At 64.2% G+C, this 15,563-nt stretch carries 12 protein-coding genes; 4 read left to right on the top strand and 8 right to left on the bottom strand.

The features are described from left to right. Positions 1-17 precede the first annotated feature (17 nt). The 4 genes from QOS90_RS20235 to QOS90_RS20220 form a co-directional block, all read right to left on the bottom strand. Positions 18-1,616 (bottom strand): alpha/beta hydrolase-fold protein, encoded by a 1,599-nt coding sequence (locus QOS90_RS20235; RefSeq protein ID WP_081717486.1) that lies wholly within the window; start codon positions 1,614-1,616, stop codon positions 18-20. A gap of 7 nt (positions 1,617-1,623) precedes the next feature. Next, entirely contained in the window at positions 1,624-4,005 is a 2,382-nt protein-coding gene (locus tag QOS90_RS20230; protein ID WP_085273584.1) for a TonB-dependent receptor, read from the bottom strand. 72 nt (positions 4,006-4,077) lie between these two features. Continuing rightward, positions 4,078-5,040, bottom strand: coding sequence for a FecR family protein (locus tag QOS90_RS20225; protein WP_085273585.1), 963 nt, complete (start codon positions 5,038-5,040; stop codon positions 4,078-4,080). Further along, on the bottom strand, positions 5,033-5,572 hold the full coding sequence (locus tag QOS90_RS20220; protein ID WP_027594121.1) for an RNA polymerase sigma factor: 540 nt from the start codon (positions 5,570-5,572) through the stop codon (positions 5,033-5,035). The genes QOS90_RS20225 and QOS90_RS20220 overlap by 8 nt, the downstream gene beginning before the upstream one ends. Positions 5,573-5,706: 134 nt before the next feature. Here QOS90_RS20220 and QOS90_RS20215 point away from each other — a divergent pair, with 134 nt between their 5' ends. Beyond that, positions 5,707-6,717: a DUF4917 family protein gene (locus tag QOS90_RS20215; protein ID WP_085273586.1), complete on the top strand. Its 1,011-nt coding sequence runs from the start codon at positions 5,707-5,709 to the stop codon at positions 6,715-6,717. A 19-nt stretch (positions 6,718-6,736) separates the two neighbouring features. Here the strand turns inward: QOS90_RS20215 and QOS90_RS20210 are convergent, their stop codons facing one another. The 4 genes from QOS90_RS20210 to QOS90_RS20195 form a co-directional block, all read right to left on the bottom strand. Next, positions 6,737-7,246, bottom strand: a complete 510-nt coding sequence (locus QOS90_RS20210; protein WP_085273587.1) for a helix-turn-helix transcriptional regulator — start codon at positions 7,244-7,246, stop codon at positions 6,737-6,739. A gap of 2 nt (positions 7,247-7,248) precedes the next feature. After that, entirely contained in the window at positions 7,249-7,527 is a 279-nt protein-coding gene (locus QOS90_RS20205; protein ID WP_085273588.1) for a hypothetical protein, read from the bottom strand. Between the two features lie 164 nt (positions 7,528-7,691). Beyond that, complete coding sequence (locus tag QOS90_RS20200) at positions 7,692-8,906, bottom strand: class I SAM-dependent methyltransferase (protein WP_027594118.1); 1,215 nt, start codon at positions 8,904-8,906, stop codon at positions 7,692-7,694. Between the two features lie 95 nt (positions 8,907-9,001). Next, positions 9,002-9,619, bottom strand: a complete 618-nt coding sequence (locus tag QOS90_RS20195) for a TPM domain-containing protein (protein WP_085273589.1) — start codon at positions 9,617-9,619, stop codon at positions 9,002-9,004. Between the two features lie 186 nt (positions 9,620-9,805). Here QOS90_RS20195 and bglX point away from each other — a divergent pair, with 186 nt between their 5' ends. The 3 genes from bglX to mifR all read left to right on the top strand — a co-directional run bounded on the left by bglX (position 9,806) and on the right by mifR (position 15,290). Next, positions 9,806-12,097 (top strand): beta-glucosidase BglX, encoded by a 2,292-nt coding sequence (gene bglX / locus QOS90_RS20190; RefSeq protein ID WP_085273590.1) that lies wholly within the window; start codon positions 9,806-9,808, stop codon positions 12,095-12,097. A gap of 116 nt (positions 12,098-12,213) precedes the next feature. Further along, a complete protein-coding gene (locus QOS90_RS20185; RefSeq protein WP_085273591.1) occupies positions 12,214-13,971 on the top strand; it encodes a sensor histidine kinase in 1,758 nt (585 codons plus the stop codon). Continuing rightward, entirely contained in the window at positions 13,965-15,290 is a 1,326-nt protein-coding gene (gene mifR / locus QOS90_RS20180) for a two-component system response regulator MifR (protein WP_085273592.1), read from the top strand. The genes QOS90_RS20185 and mifR overlap by 7 nt, the downstream gene beginning before the upstream one ends. Positions 15,291-15,563 lie beyond the last annotated feature (273 nt).

The raw sequence follows: 15,563 nt of genomic DNA, 5'->3' as shown, positions 1-15,563 counted from the left end.
ACAGGGGATGCAGGGCATCAACGGTATTCAGCGCACGCCTGGGAACTGGCCTCACCCGGCCTGCCGATCAGGCTCACCAGGCCACACGGCAGTGACCCGCGCCATTGCAGGTAATCATGCCCCGCGGGGTACTCCACCGCTTCCACTGCATAGCCCTTGGCACGCAACACATCGCGCAGGTGGCGGTTGGTATCCAGAATCGTCGGGCCTTCGAACAGCCCCGATTGCAGGTAAAAACGCAGCGGCTTGGGGGTTGCCTTGACGTACTCACGGGTCAGCCAGCCTGGCTCTTCCCCGTCCTTGGCCCACCAGTACGACCCCGACAGGCTCAGCACATTGCCGAACAGCTCAGGGTGCATCAGGCCCAGGTAGGACGCGGCCAGCCCCCCGTAGCTGGAGCCGGCGATGACCGTACGGGCCGCGGGTGCACTCAAGCCGTGTTGTCGCGCCCAGGGCATTAGTTGTTCGGCCATGAAACGGGCGAACCGTGGGTTGGGGGGCAGTTCCTGTTGGCGGCTGAGGTCGCTGGGGTTGGCGATGATGATGGCTGCCGTAGGTGGGATCAGGCCATCGGCGATCAGGTTGTCGAGAAGGGTCGGCGTAGGCACTTGGCGGGTATAGGCGTGGGCGTCGAACAGCACCAGCAAGGCCTGGCCTGCAGCACCCTGGCGCCAGCCAGCCGGTCGGTACAGGTAGACATCGCGCGTGTTGCCCAGCACGTCGCTGGCCAGGCGCTTGCGTTCGAGCGTGCCACGGGCGATACCCGGCCGCTCGGCTACCCAGGGTTGCGGCGGCGCATCCGGCAATTCCAGGCGTGAACGCGACAGCCAGGCATCACCGCTGCTGTCGGCGAAGGTGGCAGGGTTGAGCGGGTCGCGGCGCGTGGTGGCAAGAATCACCCGGCGGTCATCCGACGGTGGCACATCAGGCGCCATTTGGTAGCTGAGCCGGGTGCTGGCCGGGACCTCGAAACTGGCGTACCAGACATCGCTGGTGCCAAGCCGTTGCAGCGCTTCGTGACGGCCCGAAGGCGCGCCGAACATCCGCACATTGTGCTGGGCGCCGCGCCACAGAAACGTTACCAGGCGCTGCTGCGGCTGGCCCGGTAGCCGCTCGACCAGTGGCGTGCCCTGGGCCTTTCGCGCGTTCCAGAACGCCTCGGTATCACCGCCCTGGGCAAGCTGCCCGGCCAACTCGGCCAGGGCCGGGCTGGCCAACCGTGGTGGGCTCTGCTGCTGCTCGGCACGCGCCAGTACCTGCTCCAGGCGCAGGCTGAAAGGGGCGCCCGGGCGCCCGTCCAGTGGCTCTGCACGCAAGCCATATGCACCCGGGCTGTCGGCGACAAAGATGAACGCGCGCGGCTGGTCCTGGCCGTCGATCAACAGGCGCAAGGGCCTGCCCTGCGGGTCCAGCAGGCGCAGGCTGACGTCGCCGTCGACCCGGCCGCGCACCAGGTCGCCCGCCTTGAGCCCAACGTGCCAGACCGTGCTGCCTGCCGCCACGGCCTGGCCGTTGACAGCCTGACCGGGCTGCAGCGTGGCTTCGCTTGCAGCCTGCGCCACGGCGCTGGTCAACGCCAGCAGCAAGGCGCAACGGATGAGAGGAATGCGGTTCATGCGCACCTCAGAAGTCGATGCTGGCGGACAGCTTCAAGGTGCGCGGTTCGCTGACGGTGGCATACCCCGGGTTGAACACCCCCGCCCAGTAGGCACGATTCTCGACGTTCTCCAGGCTGGCGCGCAGGGTCACGTCCTTGCTCAGCACGCGGGTGGCGTAGCGCGCGCCCAGGTCGTAGCGCGTCCATTGTGGGATTTTCAGCGTGTTCTCGTCGTCCAGGTACTGCGAGCTGCTGTGAATGCCCAGTGCCGTCAGGGTCAGGCCATCGACCCAGGGCAGGTCCCACTCGGCGCCGAGGTTGGCCGACCAGGCCGGTACACCGCGGGCGGTGTTGCCATCCAGGGTACCGTTGGCCGTCTTGCTCAGTTCGGCGCGGGTGTAGGTCACCCCGCCCAGCAGGCGTACGCCAGGGGCGGCTTCACCGAACATGTTCCATTCCACGCCACGGTTGCGCTGCTCGCCATCATCGGTGTACCAGAAGGTGTCGCCGCGGGTGTTCTTGACCATGCTGGGTTTCTCGATCTGGAACACTGCCAGGGTATGGCTGAACGTGCCCAGGTCCCACTTCACGCCCGCTTCCATCTGCTTGGCCACGTACGGCGCAAATTGCTCGTCCTTGTTCAGGGCCCCTACCTCGGTCACCGTGCCACCTTGGGTCAGGCCTTCGATGTAGTTGGCGTACAGCGACACCGGCGCATCCCAAGGCTTGACCACGATGCCAAAGGCCGGGGTCAGTTTGCGTTCGTCATAGGCCGTTGGTTTGCTCATCTTCTGCCGAACCCGCTGGGCACGCGCACCCAGGGTCAGCAACACACGCTCGTCGAAGAAACCGAGGGTGTCGGCCAGGGCGAAGCTGGACAAGGTATTGTCGCCGGTCTTGTCGTTCGAGCCGTGATCACCGGCAATCACCCCTTTGACCGGGCGATAGAGGTTGGTGTCGTAGGTGGCGCCGGTGACCGTGGGCGCTCGGCCGATGTCCTGGTGCAGCAGCGACGTCGTCAACACCAGCTGGTGGGTGACCGGCCCCGTCATGAAGTTGCCACGCAGGCCGGCCTCGCTGGCCAGGCTGTGGGTGTAGCCGGCCTGGTTGTATGTCTGCCCCTTGGCGCTGCCATCGGCCGCCTGTACTCGGATGCGGGTGCCGTTCAGGAAGCCGTCGTAGTACGTGCGCGCCCCACCCACACTGGCAAATGCCGTCCAGTCGTCGTTGAGCTGGTACTCGCCACGCAGCACCACTGCCTTGCTGACTTGTTTGGCATAGATGCCTTCCAGCACGTTGGTATCGGGCTTGGGCGCCTTGGTCACGTAGCCCAACTCGCTGAAGCCCGCCATCATCGGGCTGCCGTTGTCGAGTTTCTCATGGGTCTCGTAGGCATCCAATTCGAGCTTGAAGTCGTCACCTCGGTAATCCAGCGCCAGGGCGGCCAGCGTGCGGTCCTTGGATTGTTCGTCGACGCCCATGTCGCCACTGCCATACACCCCATTGAAGCGGACACCCAAGCGCCCATCCGCAAAGCGTCGGGCCACGTCGATGTGCTGGGCAAAGTAGCCGTCGGAAACGTAGCTTGTGGTCAGCCGGGTCAGTGGAGCATCGCCGGCACGCTTGGGTACCAGGTTGACATTGCCGCCCACCCCGCCATTGGGCGCCATGCCGCTGAGCAATGCGCTTGGGCCTTTAAGCACTTCGACCCGTTCGAGGAATTCGGTCGGCACATGGCCATCCGGCGCCAGGCCGTACAGGCCATTTACCGCCAGCTCCGAGGATTCCAGGCCGTAGCCACGGATCATGAAGTTCTCGTAGGCATGGCCTTCGCCGGTGCTGAAGCGGATCGACGGGTCATTGCGCAGCACGGCGCCAACCGTGCCGCTCTGCTGGTCGGCGATGGTCTTGGCGGTGTAGGCGGTGATGTTGAATGGCGTGTCCATGATGTCGCGATTGCCCAGCATGCCAAGCCGTGCACCGCGCGCCACCTGGCCGCCGCTGTAGGCCTCGGGCAGTTCACTGTTGAAACCGGCGGCGTTGACGTTGGTGGCGCCGAGGGTCAAGGCGCCGTCCTCGGCGGTGCTGCGCAGGGTCACCACGCCGTTGTGCTCCTCGGCCACCAGGTCGGTGCCGATCAGCAACTGCTGCAAGGCTTGCAGCACGCTGAAGCGCCCGTGCAGGGCAGGCGCATTGCGGCCCGCGAGTACCCGGCTGTCAGCGGCAATGGCCACACCGGACTGGCGGGCAAGCGCGTGCACCGTGGTTTCCAGCGATTGGCTCGGAAAATCCAGGGCCAGTGGCTGGCTGTCAGCCAGGGCCATGCCCGGCGACAACAGGCTGCCCAAGGCACAGGCCAGGGCCAGGTGGCGCAGTGGCACGGATAAACGGGTGGAGGCGAACGACATGAAGGGTCCTTGCTCTTGGAGGGGTTCACCGTTGATGACGCCGCTCCTGCGGCTTACCCCTCAAAACTTTTTTCAGCGCGCCAACAGTTCCACCCTGCCCTGCCGTTCGCTCAGGCGCACCGGCAGAATGCGTGGCAACGCATCCAGCAGTTTCTGCGGCTGGTCGATGGGGAAGCTGCCGGTCAGCTTCAGTTCGGCGACTTCCGGCGCCAGCAGCACGGGCCGCGGCAGATAGGCATTGAGCTCGCCGATCACTTCACGCAGCGACTGGTCGGTGTAAGACCACCAACCGCGTTGCCAATGGTCGACGTCTGGGCCGAGCTGCCCCTGCGCATGCAGGCTGCTCAGGCGCCCCTGACCATCAATGCAGACGCGTTCGCCAGCGCCAAGGGTGCGCTCGCCACCGTGCAGGTCACGCACCTGCACACGGCCGCGGGCCACCGCCACGAACACCCGGTCACCCCGGTCGCTGACCGTGAAGGCGGTGCCCAGCACCTGCACACTGCCCACACGGGTGCTGATATGGAAGGGCCGCCAGTGCTCATGGGCGACGTCGAAGAAGACATTGCCGTGCAACAGCATCACCTGGCGCTGGCCATGGTCGAAGCGGATACGCAGGTTGCTCTCGGCCGCCACCAGCAGTTGGCTGCCATCGGGCAAGGCCAGGCTGCGGGGCTGTTCGCCGTGCGCGGTCTGCAGGTCTTGGTGGAATGCAGCGGTGCGCTGCCACATCCAGCCCAGCCAGCCACCTGCCGCCAGCAGTACCGCCAACGCGCCGCCCTGGCGCAACAGGCGCCGACGGCCCGGGTCATGCGGCTGCGGCTGCAGGGCGCCGCGCAATTGCGGCGCCAGGCGATGCACCAGTTGCCAGCGCTGCTCGGCCTCATGCCAGGCGCGCTCATGTTCGTCGCTCTTACGCCGCCAGCGCAGCGCCTGGCCGCTGGCTTCGCGCACACGCGTGGGGTCGTCGCCATGCATCGCCGCGAGGTAGACCAAGGCCTGTTGCACCTTGCGTGCGGCAACCGGGTCAGCCATGGCGGCTGGCCAGGCGCAGTTCGGAGAGGTCGAACACCGCGCGGGCGATGTGCAGTTCCACCGACTTGGCCGACAGCGCCAGCGCCTCACACACCTCGCGATGGCGCTGGCCATACAGCCGCACCCGCACGAATACTTCGCGGCGCAGGCGCGGCATGCGCTCGATCAGTGCAATCAGTTGCTGCAACTGCTCGCGCGCGATCAGGATGTCCTCGACGCTGGGGCTCAAGCCGTCGACGCGCACCAGCCAATCCTCCAGCGCCGCCAACTCGGTGCTGCGCCGCCGGTACTGATCGATGCACAGGTTACGCGCCGCCTGGAACAACAACGCGCGCGCATTGAGTACCGGCGCATTCAGCGCGTGGGCATAGGCCTGGGCAAAGCTGGACTGAGCGATGTCAGCGGCGTCGTCGGGGTTGCGCAGGCGCCCGCTGAGGTAGCGACGCAGGTCACTGTAGTTGGCCAGCAGATCATCGACGACCGCCTGCAAGGCCGGCGCAGGGCCGCTCCAGGGTGTGGAAAAGGATGTCATTGAAGGTGAGCGTCGCTAATAGGAATCCGTATCATTCTCACACATGACTTCTTGTCCTCGCCAGCCTCAATCACCTAGCGCTTGAATGACATGCTACAGTCGCCCCGTTTTCCGCTCCGCCCAACGGACCCCGCATGCCCGCACTTGACGCTTACCTCACCCCCTGGCCAGAACTCGACCAACGCCACCCTTGCGACGCCCTGCTGCTGGGCAACGGCGCCAGCCGTGCACTGTGGAAGCCGTTTGGCTATTTCTCGCTGTTCGAGGAAGCGCAGCGCGCGGGCCGCAAAAAAGGCCTGGCGATCAGCGACCAAGCCTTGTTCAAGTCACTCGCCACCGAATTGTTCGAGCCCGTGCTCAGCGCCCTCAACAGCACGGTGCGGGTCAACGCGGCCCTGGCCATCAACTCCACGGCACCGCTGAACCGCTACTACTCGATCAAGGAAGCGCTGATTCATGCCGTGCGCACGGTGCACCTGCCATGGCCTTTGATGCCAGCCGCCACGCTGGCCATGCTGAACCAGGCCTTGCGCGGCTATCGCAACATCTACACCAGCAACTACGACCTGATCGTGCCTTGGGCCGTGCAGCACGCCCCCCAAGGTTTTGCCGAGCTGTTCGATGAGCAAGGCTTTTTCGACGTACGCCGCACCCGCAGTGAAGGCACCCGCGTGCTGCACCTGCATGGCGGCCTGCACCTGCTGAAACTGCCGGATGGCACCACCCGCCAACGCAGCGCAGAGAGCGCCGAGTTGCTCGATGGCTTTGCCGTGAACATTCCGGGTGAAGTGCCCTTGTTCATCAATGAAGACCGCAGCGACGAAAAGCTGCGCGCCATTCGTCACTCGGACTACCTCAGCTGGTGCTTGGCGCAATTGGCGCAGGAGAGCCAGGGGCTATGCCTGTTCGGGCAGCATCTGGACAGCAGTGACCAGCACCTGGTCGAGGCGGTTCGACAGGCACAACCTCGCCATTTGTCGATTGCCATTCGGCCGTTGGGGGAGGCGTCGGTGATCAATCAGAAGCAGCACTTCATCGACCGGTTCGGGGATTTACCGGCGACTGCGCTGCACTTTTTCGATGCGAGTACGCACCCGTTGGGGTTGGCTGACTTGGCGATCGAGGTGCCGGCTGCTCGGCGTTGAGGTGAGCTCGGGCTTAGGTTCAACAGGCCAGGTTCGTTGAATGGCCAAAAACCCGCTCATAGGCACTCGATACATTGATCGTCATCGCTACGCGAGCCAGATCAAGGGTTTGCTGGCCGATAGCATAGCTTCCGCGTGCCTGTAACCAGACCAGAACCTCAGCCAGGTGCCAAAGCGAAGTACTGCCCTCGTGAATAGGTGCCGGAAAACTATGGCTGTGCGCGAGCATCAATTTACGCATGTTCTGGCGCGATACGCCCACCATTTCGGCTACATCGGTAAGCCCGACGAGGTCTGGGGTTGCCTCGATCAGGCGCGCGGCAGGCACTGCTTCACGAACACCGTCAAGGGCGCTATGTATGGCTTCTCTGGCCGTTGAAGCCTCGCGCACAAACGCCAGCGCCAAACGACCGGGCTGCCCTACCCCAACCAAGGCGTCGTCACAACCCGCCTTGGCCAGACGCTCCAACAGCGCATCGGTATCTTCGTTTTCGTTCAGTTGATACTTCAGGGTGAACTCATATTCCATCGCTACTGCTCCTCGGCAGCATGTGCTGCGCCTTTCGTCATCCTGCCGCCAGAACAGTTATCCACCACACGCCGTAGCTGGCGTGCAAAGTTGCCTGGGCTCTTTGGGGTACTCCAGACGCTGGTAATGCAAAATTCCCCACAACGGCAATCTGCGTCGTTGTGGGGGCAATACAGCTTCCCCCAGCAATGCCCACCGCCCACCTCGACTCTCCATCCCTGTGACTCCGCGTGCCTCAAGGCCTGTTCGACCTCCTTCTTGGCATGACTGGGGCGTGACATCAGCTTGTCTCCAGTGTGGGCTCGCAATGACAAGGTTGTCAAACGACAACCAGGAATACCTTGCAGGTGTACGCCACACTACAGACTTCTTCACGTCAAACACCGTCGCGAGGTGCTCTGGAGAAATTTCCTACCCACATTCAGGATCAGCGCTCAGCGAGCATTCAGATCAACCCATCCCCCCGCAACAACGTCTCCAGGCAATGCTCCTGCACCCCATAAAACCCCTTGAGTTGCGCAATCTTCTCCAGCAGCGCCGCGTTATCCACCGGCTGCTTGCGCTTCACCGCGAGAATCATCTTGTTCTTGTTGGTGTGTTCCAACGAAATGAACTCGAACACCTTGGTTTCATAACCACAGGCTTCCAGGTACAGCGCGCGCAGGCTGTCAGTGAGCATCTCGGCCTGCTGCCCCAGGTGCAACCCATACTGCAGCATCGGCTGTAGCAAGCCTGGGCTGTGCAGTTGCGGGCGGATCTGTTTGTGGCAGCACGGCGAGCACATGATGATCGCGGCGTTGCAGCGGATGCCGGTGTGGATGGCGTAGTCGGTGGCGATGTCGCACGCGTGCAGGGCGATCATCACCTCGATGGCTTCGGGCACCACGCTGCGTACATCGCCGCACTGGAATTCTAGGCCCGGGTGGTCCAGGCGCGAGGCCGCGGCGTTGCACAGGTCGACCATTTCCTGGCGCAGCTCCACGCCGGTCACCTGGGCGTCGCGGCCCAGCGTGTTGCGCAGGTAGTCGTGCATGGCGAAGGTCAGGTAACCCTTGCCCGAGCCAAAGTCGGCTACGCGCAGGGCCTGTTCGGCCGGCAGCGGCGCGCTGGCCAGGGCGTGCTCGAACACCTCGATGAACTTGTTGATCTGCTTCCACTTGCGCGACATCGACGGGATCAGCGCACCTTGCGCATCGGTCACGCCCAGGTCACGCAAAAAGGGCCGCGACAGCTCCAGGTAACGCTTTTTCTCCCGGTCATGGCCACTGCTCGCAGCCGCATCACGCGGCGCCTGAGCGCCGTGGCGCTGGAGCATGGGCTTGCCTTTCTTGCTGAAGGTCAGCTGCACTTCGCCGTCCGCATCGAACAGGTGCGCATTGCGAAAGCTGTCAGGCAGCAGCTCGGCAACCAGCGCTTCGGCCTGCTCCAGTGGCAGGTTGCGGGTGATGTCACGGGTCTGGTGGCGATACACCAGTGACAGGCAGGGCTGGCCCTTGACCTGCAGTGGCTTGGCGATGATCCGCTGCAGGGTCTGATCGGCACCCACATGGCGCGCCAGCACCAGTTTGACCAAGGTATTGCCGTGCAGGGCAGCGCTCAGCAGCTCAAGGAACTGGGCGCGCGCCTCTGGCGCGGTGGAAGCGGAAGGACTGGCGGACATGAAAAACGGTGCCTCGAGTTGCGGGGAGCGCGTTGCGCAATGCCACGCATTCTACAGGTGTGAGGCTGGCCCCCCAATCCATACGCCCGCTTTTGTCAGTCCAGAATCACCAAACGGTTGGGCAGTTCGTTGCGGGCATGGGTGCGCGGCACGTGCTCACTGAGCAACTCACCGCAGGCGTCGATGCAATCGACAAAGCCTTGCAAGGTCCGGCCCTGACGCACCTGTTCGGCAAAGCGCCCTACGATGGCCGCGCGGGCGCTGGCATCGAGGTATTGCTCGACCCCTTGGTCGACCAGGATTTCCACATGCCGCTCCGCTTCGCTGACGAAAATCAGCACCCCCGTGGCACCGCGGGTGCGCTGCAGGTTCTGCTCGCGAAACTGCTGGCGGGCCAGGCTCGACGCCCGCCAGCGGCGCCAGGCACGCGGGATCAGCCAGCCGGCCAGGCGCGGGTGGCGCAGCAGCAGGCACAATCCGATGAACAGCACGACGTTGGCCACCAGCAGGCCACGGATACCGGGCCAGCCCAGCAGCATCTGCAGCAAGCCCGGCACGGCCAGCGCCAGCACCGCGGCCCAGAACAGTGGCAGGTAGGCGTAATCGTCGGCACGGCGGGCCAGCACCGTTACCAGTTCGGCATCGGTACGCCGTTCGGCACGGGCAATGGCTTCGGCGATCTGACGTTGATCGTATTCGTTGAGGGGGGTCATGCCAGCGGTCTCTCGATCGTTCTTATTGTTGTTGTCCAGGCATTCAGGGTGCCATCGGCCGCCGACATATTCAGGCATAATCCGCCGCTGGAAGAATCGCCCCCGAACTGTACAACAATAGCCGCCTGAAAACTTCGGCCGCGCGCGTATCACGGTGGATACGGCAGAGGCCCCACAACGGAATTGATGATGAAACTGTCTTTGCTGGGCCTGGCCATGGGCCTTGTCAGTCAGGCGGCCCTCGCCGCCCCTACCGCTCCGCCCCTGCAGGACAAGCAGGCGTTCATCGATCACCTGATCAGCCAGATGACCGAGGCCGAAAAAATCGGCCAGCTGCGCCTGATCAGCATCGGCCCGGAGATGACCCACGAGCAAATCCGCGAAGAAATCGCCGCCGGCCGCATCGGTGGCACTTTCAACTCGCGCACCGCGCCCGAGAACCGGCCGATGCAGGACGCCGCCATGCGCAGCCGCCTGAAGATTCCGATGTTCTTCGCCTACGACACCATTCACGGCGAGCGCACCATTTTCCCGATCGGCCTGGGCATGGCCGCGACCTGGGACATGGACGCGATTGCCAAGGTCGGCCGCACTGCCGCCATCGAGGCCGCTGCCGACGCCCTGGACATGACCTTCGCGCCGATGGTCGACATCGCCCGCGACCCGCGCTGGGGCCGCACCAGTGAGGGCTTTGGTGAAGACACCTACCTGACCTCGCGAATCGGCCAGGTGATGGTCCGCTCGTTCCAAGGCAGCAGCCCGGCCAACCCCGACAGCATCATGGCCATCGTCAAGCACTTTGCCCTGTATGGCGCAGTGGAGGGCGGCCGCGACTACAACACGGTCGATATGAGCCTGACGAAAATGTACAACGACTACCTGCCGCCCTACCGCGCCGCGCTCGATGCCGGTGCTGGCGGGGTCATGGTGGCGTTGAACTCGATCAACGGCGTGCCGGCCACCTCCAACACCTGGTTGATGAACGACCTGCTGCGCAAGGAGTGGGGCTTCAAAGGTGTGACCATCAGTGACCACGGCGCCATCCAGGAACTGATCCGCCACGGGGTTGCCCGTGACGGCCGTGAAGCGGCCAAACTGGCGATCAAGGCCGGTATCGACATGAGCATGAACGACACCCTGTATGGCCAAGAGCTGCCAGGGCTGCTCAAGGACGGTGAAGTGACCCAGGGCGAACTGGACCAGGCGGTGCGCGAAGTGCTTGGCGCCAAGTACGACATGGGCCTGTTCAAAGACCCGTACGTGCGGATCGGCAAAGCCGAAACCGACCTCAAGGACTACTACGGCAACGACCGCCTGCACCGCGATGCCGCGCGTGACGTGGCCCGCCGCAGCCTGGTCCTGCTGGAAAACCGCAACCAGACCCTGCCACTGAAGAAGGCCGGCACCATTGCCCTGGTCGGCCCATTGGCCGATGCGCCCATCGACATGATGGGCAGCTGGGCGGCCGACGGCAAACCGGTGCATTCGGTGACCGTTCGCGAAGGCCTGCGCCGCGCCGTGGAAGGCAAGGCCAAGCTGGTCTACGCCAAGGGTTCCAACGTCACCGGCGACAAGGCGATGTTCGACTACCTGAACTTCCTCAACTTCGACGCCCCGGAAATCGTCAACGACCTGCGCCCTGCCGCGGTATTGATCGATGAAGCGGTCAAGGCCGCGCAGCAGTCCGACGTGGTGGTCGCGGTGGTTGGCGAGTCGCGTGGCATGTCTCACGAGTCGTCGAGCCGTACCACCCTGGAAATTCCGGCCAGCCAGCGCGAACTGATCAAGGCCCTGAAAGCCACCGGCAAGCCGCTGGTACTGGTGCTGATGAATGGCCGCCCGCTGTCGATTGCCTGGGAACGCGAGCAGGCCGACGCCCTGCTGGAAACCTGGTTCAGCGGCACCGAAGGCGGCAATGCCATCGCTGACGTGCTGTTCGGCGACTACAACCCGTCCGGCAAGCTGGCCATCACCTTCCCGCGTTCGGTCGGGCAGATTCCGATGTACTACAACCACACGCGCATTGGCCGACCGTTCACACCCGGCAAGCCCGGCAACTACACCTCGCAGTACTTCGAAGAGCCCAACGGGCCGCTGTATCCGTTTGGTTATGGCTTGAGCTACAGCAGCTTCGAATTGTCGGGCCTGGCCCTGTCGAGCAAGGACCTCAAGCGTGGCGCTACGCTGGAAGCCAAGGTAACAGTGAAGAACACCGGCAAGCGAGACGGCGAGACCGTGGTGCAGCTGTATCTGCAGGATGTCTCGGCCTCCATGAGCCGCCCGGTCAAAGAGCTGAAGAATTTCCAGAAACTGATGCTCAAGGCTGGCGAGTCGCGAACCTTGACCTTCAGCATCAGTGAGGAAGACCTGAAGTTCTACAATGGCCAACTGCAGCGGGTTGCAGAGCCTGGGGAGTTCAATGTCCAGGTAGGGCTGGATTCCGAGGCGGTGCAGCAGAAAAGTTTCGAGTTGTTGTAGCAGTACCCGCCTTTTGCTGGATAAACCCGCTCCCCAGGCTACATGCCATCGCTGTGGGAGCGGGTTTACCCGCGAATGGGCCGGCCCTGATCCCCCTTATCTTTCGGATCCGCCCCATGCCGTTTTCCTTTCGCGCCCTGCGTCTGGGGCTGATCGTCCTGTTCATCCTGCTCGGCACCGCGCTCAGCGCCGGCTGGGCCATGCACCAGGCTAAGCGCCAGGCCATGGCAGACGACGCCCAGCGCGCCAGCCAGCAACTGGGCCTGTACGCCAACGCCCTGCATACCCTGATCGAACGCTACCGCGCCCTACCCGCCGTGCTGGCACTCGACCCGGAACTGATCGCAGCCCTGCGCGGCCCGGTCAGCGAGCCGGTACAAGACGCCCTGAACCGCAAGCTCGAACGCATCAACGGTGCCGCCAACTCGTCTACCCTCGAACTGCTCGACCGCACCGGGCTGGCCATCGCGGCCAGTAACTGGCGGCTGCCAAGCAGCTACGTGGGCTCCAATTACGGCTTTCGCCCCTATTTCAAACAGACCCGCAGCCAAGGCAGCGGCCGCTTCTACGCGGTGGGTGTGACCAGTGGCGTGCCAGGCTACTTCCTGGCCAGCGCGGTGAATGATGAGCATGGCCGCTTCCTCGGTGCCATGGTGGTCAAGCTCGAATTCCCCGAGCTGGAACGTGAATGGCGCCAGGGCAACGATATTCTGCTGGTCAGCGACGCCCGTGGCATTACCTTCATCGCCAACCAGGACGGCTGGCGCTACCGCGAGCTGCAGCCGCTGAGCGGCGCTGACCGTGCAGAACTGGCTGAAACCCGCCAGTACGACAAACAACCCCTGGTGCCCCTGCAGCATCAGGTTCTGACCCGTTTTGCCGACAATAGCCACCTGGCCCGCGTGCAAGGCCCGGAGGGCGTCGCCGAATACCTGTGGGAACGCCTGCCACTGCAAGGTGAAGACTGGACCTTGCACCTGTTGCGCAAACCGCAAGTCGCCGCCGACGGTCGCAACGCCGCCCTTGGCGCTGCGGCCGTGTGGCTGAGCCTGGTCTTCGCGGCGCTGTTCGTCAGCCAGCGCCTGCGCCTGGCACGCTTGCGCCAGCGCAGCCGCGAAGCACTCAAGCGCCAGGTCGAAGAGCGCACCCGTGAACTGCGCACCGCGCAAGAAGGCCTGGTGCAATCGGCCAAGCTGGCCGCCCTCGGGCAGATGTCAGCGGCCATGGCCCACGAGATCAACCAGCCGCTGACCACCCAGCGCATGCAGTTGGAAACCCTGCGCCTGCTGCTCGACCATGGCCGCTACGACGAAGCGCGCAAGGCCCTTGAACCCCTGGAACAGATGCTCACGCGCATGGCCGCGCTCACCAGCCACCTGAAGACCTTTGCCCGCAACAGCCCGGTCGGGCTGCGCGAGCGCCTGGACCTGGCCGGCGTGGTCGACCAGGCCCTGCACTTGCTGGATACCCGTATCCGCAGCGAGGGCGTCGAGGTCGCGCTGTACCTGGCACGCCCAGCCTGGGTGCGCGGGGACGCCATCCGCCTGGAGCAAGTGCTGATCAACCTGTTGCGCAATGCCCTCGACGCCATGGCCGACAAACGCTACAAACGCCTGGAGATCCGCATCGAACTGGATCACGACCAGTGGCGCCTGAGCGTGCTCGATTCGGGGGGCGGTATTGCCGAAGAACACCTGGCCAAGGTCTTCGACCCCTTCTTCACCACCAAACCCGTGGGCGAAGGGCTGGGCCTTGGCCTGGCCATTTCCTATGGCATCGTCCACGAAGCCGGCGGCCAACTGCAGGCCGAGAACCTGCCGGGCGGCGCCCGCCTGAGCCTCACCCTGCCCCGCGACCTGGAGCCTGTATGTTGAATTCAGTGATCGTCGTCGATGATGAAGCCAGTATCCGCACGGCGGTCGAGCAATGGCTGAGCCTGTCCGGCTTCAGCGTGCAACTGTTCGCCCGCGCCGAGGATTGCCTGGCGCAATTGCCACAGCACTTTGCCGGCGTGATCATCAGCGATGTGCGCATGCCGGGCATGGATGGCCTGCAACTGCTCGAGCGCTTGCAGGCAGAGGACCCCGACCTGCCGGTAATCCTGCTGACTGGCCATGGCGATGTGCCGATGGCGGTGGATGCCATGCGCAAGGGGGCCTACGACTTCCTCGAAAAACCCTTCACCCCGCAGCACCTGCTGGGCAGCCTGCGTCGCGCCCTGGAAAAGCGCCAACTGGTGCTGGAGAACCGCCGGCTGCACGAGCAGGCCGACCTCAAGTCACGCCTCGAAAACACCCTGCTGGGCATGTCCCAGGGCCTGCAACAGCTGCGCCGGCAGGTGCTGGAGCTGGCCGGCCTGCCGGTCAATGTGCTGATCCGCGGCGAAACCGGCAGTGGCAAGGAGCGCGTGGCCCGCTGCCTGCACGACTTCGGCCCGCGTGCGGGCAAACCCTTCGTGGCCCTCAACTGCGCGGCAATCCCTGAATCACTGTTCGAAGCCGAGCTGTTTGGCCATGAGAGCGGAGCCTTCACCGGCGCCCAGGGCAAGCGGATCGGCAAGCTTGAGTATGCCAACGGGGGCACGGTGTTTCTTGACGAGATCGAGAGCATGCCCCTCGCCCAGCAGGCAAAACTGCTGCGGGTGATCCAGGAACAGAAGCTCGAACGCCTGGGCGCCAACCAGAGCATCAGCGTCGACTTGCGCATCATCGCCGCGACCAAACCGGACCTGCTGGAAGAAGCCCGCGCCGGGCGCTTTCGCGAAGACCTCGCCTATCGCTTGAACGTTGCCGAGCTGCGCTTGGCCCCTTTGCGAGAGCGACGTGAGGACATTCCCTTGCTGTTCGAACACTTTGCCCGTGCTGGCGCTGAAAAACTGGGCAGAACAGCGCCGCCGCTCAGCGGTAGCCAGTTGGCGCAGCTGCTCTCCCACGACTGGCCGGGCAACGTGCGCGAGTTGGCCAACGCGGCGGAGCGGCATGCGCTGGGGCTGGGTTCGCCGAACATAGAAGTGGCACCGGCCGGGCAGTCGCTGGGCGAGCAGATGGAGGCGTTTGAAGCGCAGTGCTTGCGGGCGGCGTTGCGTCAGAGCAAAGGGGAGATCAAGGGGGTGATGGAGGCTTTGCAGCTGCCGCGGCGTACGCTGAACGAGAAAATGCAGCGGCACGGGTTGGTACGCGAAGACTTCCTGTAATAGGCGAATTTCTGCTTACCATCCGCGCTGGATGAGCGGAAATCCGCTCATTCATGACGCCAACGCTTTACCTTCTAGGGGCTGACTTGCAGCCTTTCGCGGGCAAGCCCGCGCCCACCAAGCCCGCATGCGCAGTGAGTTTGGTGTAGGCGGGCTTGCGTGCGAACGGGGTACAGCGCCCTCAAATGAATCACCTCGCACCCATTTGGCACACCTTCTGCAATCACCGTGGTTAGCAGCGCTCCGGCGCGCTCCACAAAAACAACGAGAAGG

This window comes from Pseudomonas sp. LAIL14HWK12:I10, assembly GCF_900184205.1.
Taxonomy (GTDB): Bacteria; Pseudomonadota; Gammaproteobacteria; order Pseudomonadales; family Pseudomonadaceae; genus Aquipseudomonas; species Aquipseudomonas kermanshahensis.
Note: the sequence above shows the minus strand (reverse complement) of the source record. Positions and strands in the feature narration are given on the sequence as shown.